The 4,174-nt window shown below is 66.8% G+C and carries 6 protein-coding genes; 2 read left to right on the plus strand and 4 right to left on the minus strand.

All coding sequences use genetic code 11. From position 1 onward, the window contains the following. Positions 1-102: 102 nt before the first annotated feature. Genes GF068_RS43115 through GF068_RS44065 form a run of 4 tightly spaced genes read right to left on the minus strand, consistent with a single transcriptional unit; the run spans position 103 to position 3,141 of the window. A complete protein-coding gene (locus GF068_RS43115) occupies positions 103-387 on the minus strand; it encodes a hypothetical protein (protein ID WP_153825409.1) in 285 nt (94 codons plus the stop codon). A 12-nt stretch (positions 388-399) separates the two neighbouring features. Further along, positions 400-1,203, minus strand: a complete 804-nt coding sequence (locus GF068_RS43120; protein WP_153825410.1) for an ExeA family protein — start codon at positions 1,201-1,203, stop codon at positions 400-402. Next, the gene (locus GF068_RS43125) at positions 1,200-2,744 is read right to left on the minus strand and encodes a Mu transposase C-terminal domain-containing protein (RefSeq protein ID WP_170320062.1); all 1,545 of its coding nucleotides are present in this window, start codon (positions 2,742-2,744) and stop codon (positions 1,200-1,202) included. Before GF068_RS43125 ends, GF068_RS43120 begins: the two co-directional genes overlap by 4 nt. 49 nt (positions 2,745-2,793) lie before the next feature. Further along, on the minus strand, positions 2,794-3,141 hold the full coding sequence (locus GF068_RS44065) for a hypothetical protein (RefSeq protein ID WP_170320063.1): 348 nt from the start codon (positions 3,139-3,141) through the stop codon (positions 2,794-2,796). On the opposite strand from GF068_RS44065, the gene GF068_RS44070 reads away from it, so the two are divergent. Both GF068_RS44070 and GF068_RS44670 read left to right on the plus strand, forming a co-directional pair. After that, the gene (locus tag GF068_RS44070; protein WP_170320064.1) at positions 3,140-3,286 is read left to right on the plus strand and encodes a hypothetical protein; all 147 of its coding nucleotides are present in this window, start codon (positions 3,140-3,142) and stop codon (positions 3,284-3,286) included. The genes GF068_RS44065 and GF068_RS44070 overlap by 2 nt on opposite strands. 304 nt (positions 3,287-3,590) lie before the next feature. After that, a complete protein-coding gene (locus GF068_RS44670) occupies positions 3,591-4,103 on the plus strand; it encodes an SEC-C metal-binding domain-containing protein (protein ID WP_206079682.1) in 513 nt (170 codons plus the stop codon). Positions 4,104-4,174 lie beyond the last annotated feature (71 nt).

Below are 4,174 nucleotides of genomic sequence, written 5' to 3' on the forward strand. Positions count from 1 at the left end.
TGTCCCCGCGCGAGCTCCCCTGCGGTGCCGTGCGCGCGCTCGCTCGCAGCGCGTGCAGCACTCCGTGCGTGTCGCGTGATGGGCGCCATCGCGTCGGGTTATTCAGTGTCGCTGAGACAGCGAGCGTGTTTTCGAGGTTATGCTTTGGTAGCGCTCGATGGCGCAGCGTAGGTTGTCGATGGCGATCACGATCGCGTCTGCCATGATGAAGGAATGGTCTTTAGCGTGATAGGCGGCTTCGTAGGCGGATTCCTCGTCGATGTCTGAGTAAGCGGCGAGGATCGCGTTGCGCAGGACGCCGAGGCTGGCGTCCATCGTGGCGAAGAGCCCGAGGATGGGGGCCTGCGCGAGCTCAGTCGACGTCGGGATGCGGGTTCGTCCAGACATTACGTTGACCCCTCACAGGCGCCCGCGGTCCAGGCGGGCGTCGTGGACGTCCTGCGCTCCCACGGTTTGGCGGCCGCGTGAAGCAGCGACGATCATTGCGCTCGTTGCGACGTGATTGATGCGTCGCGGGACGCCAGCGGAGGCGTCGAAGAGGGCGGCCACGGCGTCCTCCTCGAAGAATGGCAGCCCCTTGGCGCCGGCCATGTCGATCCTTACGCGCAGGTATTCACGCGTCTCGTCGAGCGAGAGCGGGGAGAGGCGCGCGACGGTCGTGATTCGCTGATCGAGGGCGTGATGCGTCGGCTCGGCGAGGCGGTCGTCGAGCGAGGGTTGGCCGGCCAAGAGGAGCAAGAATGGACTCCTCCGGTCGAAATCGGCGATCGTGAGCAGTCGGACGTCCTCGAGCGTGTCGTCGGGGAGCGCATGTGCTTCGTCGAGCACGAGCAGGTGCTTGCGCTCGTCCTCCAGCAGCGCGGCGGAGACGGCGAGCGCGGTCTCGGCGCGGGAGCGGCGGGGCGCGAGGCCGGTTTTTCGAGCGAGCACATTGACAAGACCGAAGGGGCCCACGGTCGCGTGGGCGAAGTAGTGCACGGCCCACGATTTTTGCTGCAGCTCGTCGGCGAGCTGGCCGAGCAACAGGCTCTTGCCGCAGCCGGGCTCGGCGACGAGCGTGGCGATGGCGTCCAGCTCGACGGTGAAGCGCAGGCGCTCGAGGGCCTCGGTGAAGCCTTTGTGGCGATACAAGCCATCTCTTTGCGCGGCGCGTGTGAAGGGGTGGCTGCGCAGACGGAAATGACGCAAGAGGGACTGACTCATGGATTCTCCTTTGCTTCTGGATTCTTGAGGTGAGCGAGGACGAGCGTACGGATGGCGTGCAGATAGATCCGGACGTGCCTTCCGCGGCCGTGCAGGCGCACGGCGTGCTCGGTGCCGATTCTCGTGATGGATTCGGGAATGGGACCGAGGGAGTCCCAGAAGGCCAAGAGCTCCTTTCTCTGGGGAGGGCGTGGCGAGAGGCCCGCGAGGTGAGCGACGACGTCCACGAATCGAGCGCCATCGAAGCCCGGCTCGACGCGGAGCTCGGCATAAGCGAGGGGCTTTGCTTGCTCGAGCAGGCGCCGGTCGAAGTCGTCGCGCAAGAGCGCGAGATAATCGACGCTCTGCCGGACGCGCGTGGTGCTCTGCTCCGCGTGCGGCTCGGGCGTCGCGTTGATCGGCTGGGGTGTCGCGCGTTGCACGCGTTTTCCCTCGAAAAAGACGAGGACGTGGGAGAGGTCGCGCGGGTCGTACCGCACGTCGACCTCGCGCCCGCGGAGGAAGCTCTCGCAGAGGAATCGCCGACCCTCGACCGAGACGCAGCCGTCGCTCCTGTGCACGGTCCTCTTGGCGCGAATCAAGAAGAGCTCACGGACGATCTCCGGGTCGAGCGGGCGCGGCGTCACCTCGGCGATGGCCTCCTTCGGCGCGCGGCCGAGCCCGGAGTGCACGGCCTCGCAATAACGCAGCTCGCGCCACGCCTCCCAGAGGCGATTGAGCTCGTGAATCGTGAGGAGCTCCTCGCGCGCAGCGACCTCCTGCTCGAAAGGAATCGCCACCTGCCACCATTTCTCGATGACACCTCGGCCCTGCGAGTAATACTCCTTCGAGTGCACGAGCTTCGTGCCGATGCGCGCGAGCGAATAGGCGAGCTGCTCCGAGCGATAGACCGCACCGCGGTCGACGTACAGCTTCTCCGGAGGCCCCCAGCGCAAGAGCGCGAGCTGGACCGTGTCGCGTAGCGTCGCGAGATCCTCGGCGGTGTAGTACTTGTCCGCGACAGGATAGCGCGTCGAATGGTCGATGATCGCCCCGAGCTTGGCCGTCGTCGGCTTTCCGTCAGGTCCGAGCACGGTCGGGCCATGGTGATAATCACCGACCCAGAGCTCGCCGAAGCGCTCGAAGCACATCTTGATCGTGCGCCGCGCGCCGAGCACCCGCATCCGCCTCCGGCTCGCGCCGAGGCGATCCAGGTGCCGATCGAGCGTCGCGCGGTGCGGTACGTGTTTCCCCGAGAGCGAGCCCTCTCGCTCGAGGATGTCGAGGATTGTCTTCGTGTGCCGGTCGGGTTGCTCCTTGCGCAATTGCGTCGCGCGCGAGAGGAGGGCCTCGTCGACCCCGCGCAGCGCCCCCTTGTCCTTGCGCCATCGCGGACGAAGCGCTTCGACGCCTCCCTCACGATATCGCTTGATCCACGCCCAGACGGTCCGCTCGCTGACGGGAATGGGCCCGTGGCCGGGTAAATAATGGACCTCTGCGCAGACGGCGCGCACCGCTTCCGTGATGGCGCTCCGCCCGACCTCGTCGCGCTGCTCGATCACCGGCGCGATTACACCATAACGGAAAATCGCCAGTGTCAGCGCTTCCTCGTCATCCCGGTGCCGTCCTTCGTCGCTCACATCCCGACGATAAAACGCCCGCCCCGGGTTTGCCCGCGGCATCGGCGGGGATGAGCGGCCGTGCGTCGAAGGCGGCGATTCGAGGCGCCGCGTACGTCGTCACTCCATCCGGGAGGGTTTGGCTGAGCACCGAGCCGAGCCCCGGCGGCGGAAGGCAGAGAGCGCTCGCGAGTGCCTCGAGGAGCACGAGGATCTGCGCCGCGCGCCAAAGGCGCGCTCGTCCGGACGCGGAGCGCGCCTTTGCCTCCACGGCGGGCACGATGGCCGGGGGCGGCAAGATGGGCGCCTCGATAACCTTCGCGATCTCGCTCGCCATCATGGCCGGCTCCCCGAGCTCCGACGCCCATTGGACCCACCGGCTCACCGTGCGAGCTGAGCAATTCGCCTGGCGAGCCACGGTGCTCGGCGTCGCTGCGGGATCCGAGCTCAACGAGGCGAGCGCCGACGCCACGACGCAGGGCTGATAATGGCGCCGAGCCACCATCCCCTCGGGGCGGCGCGTCCACTTCGTATCGCAGCCGCGGCAACAGAGCCGCCTGCAGCGCACCTCCGGCACGTAGACGGCCTGCCCGTCCACGCACACCGTCACACTGCGTGTACGCGTGCCGTCCCACACGACACCGGGGCTCGGACACGCTCGGACGCAAGAGGGCGGCGGACGCTCGCGCCAAACCGTCTCCCAAGTTTCCTTGACCTGCTCGACGAGCTCGTGTACCTGGTCAAACACGCCCCGAGGACAAACCCATCGACGGCACGGAGGCAAATTTGATGGCGAAGATCGGACGAAACGCCCACTGCCCGTGCGGCAGCGGAAAGAAGTACAAGAAGTGTTGCCTGAGCATCGCAGAAGCAGCAAAGGTGCAGGAGATGCTCGCTGCCCGGCAGGAGCGCGGGCAATGGCAGAGGGACGTGGGGCCCGCGCTCGCGCAAGTCCGCTCTCGCATAGAGGAGTTCATGGATCTCGAGCTGGATGCCGACGACAGCCGCCTCGAAGAACTGTCGAACGGAGTGCTGGACCTCATCAAGCAACGCCGCTTCGACGAGGCGCTCGCAAACTGCGAGGAGCTACGCCGCGATTACCCCGACGTCATCGACTGGCTCGACCGCTCCGCCATGGTCCACGAAGCCCGCGGCGACTTCGCTCTCGCCGCCGACTTCTACCGCCGCGCCCTCGCCTTCACCGAACAGCCCGACCAGCAAGAGGGCTTCGATGAGGATGGGAGAGACTACCTCCGAAGAAAGATCGCCGAAGCAGAAGCCCGCGCCACGCCGCCGAGCTGACATCCCACCCCCACTGCACCAGAGCTCGCGCGAAAACGTCGCGTCGCTGCAGGACAGTGTGCGCGTAGATA

It is taken from the genome of Polyangium spumosum (genome assembly GCF_009649845.1).
GTDB lineage: Bacteria > Myxococcota_A > Polyangia > Polyangiales > Polyangiaceae > Polyangium > Polyangium spumosum.

Coding starts and splice junctions, on each gene's coding strand:
- GF068_RS43115 (WP_153825409.1), bottom strand. CDS start 387: ATGTCTGGACGAACCCGCATCCCGACGTCGACTGAGCTCGCGCAGGCC.
- GF068_RS43120 (WP_153825410.1), bottom strand. CDS start 1,203: ATGAGTCAGTCCCTCTTGCGTCATTTCCGTCTGCGCAGCCACCCCTTC.
- GF068_RS44070 (WP_170320064.1), top strand. CDS start 3,140: ATGGCCGGCTCCCCGAGCTCCGACGCCCATTGGACCCACCGGCTCACC.
- GF068_RS44065 (WP_170320063.1), bottom strand. CDS start 3,141: ATGATGGCGAGCGAGATCGCGAAGGTTATCGAGGCGCCCATCTTGCCG.
- GF068_RS44670 (WP_206079682.1), top strand. CDS start 3,591: ATGGCGAAGATCGGACGAAACGCCCACTGCCCGTGCGGCAGCGGAAAG.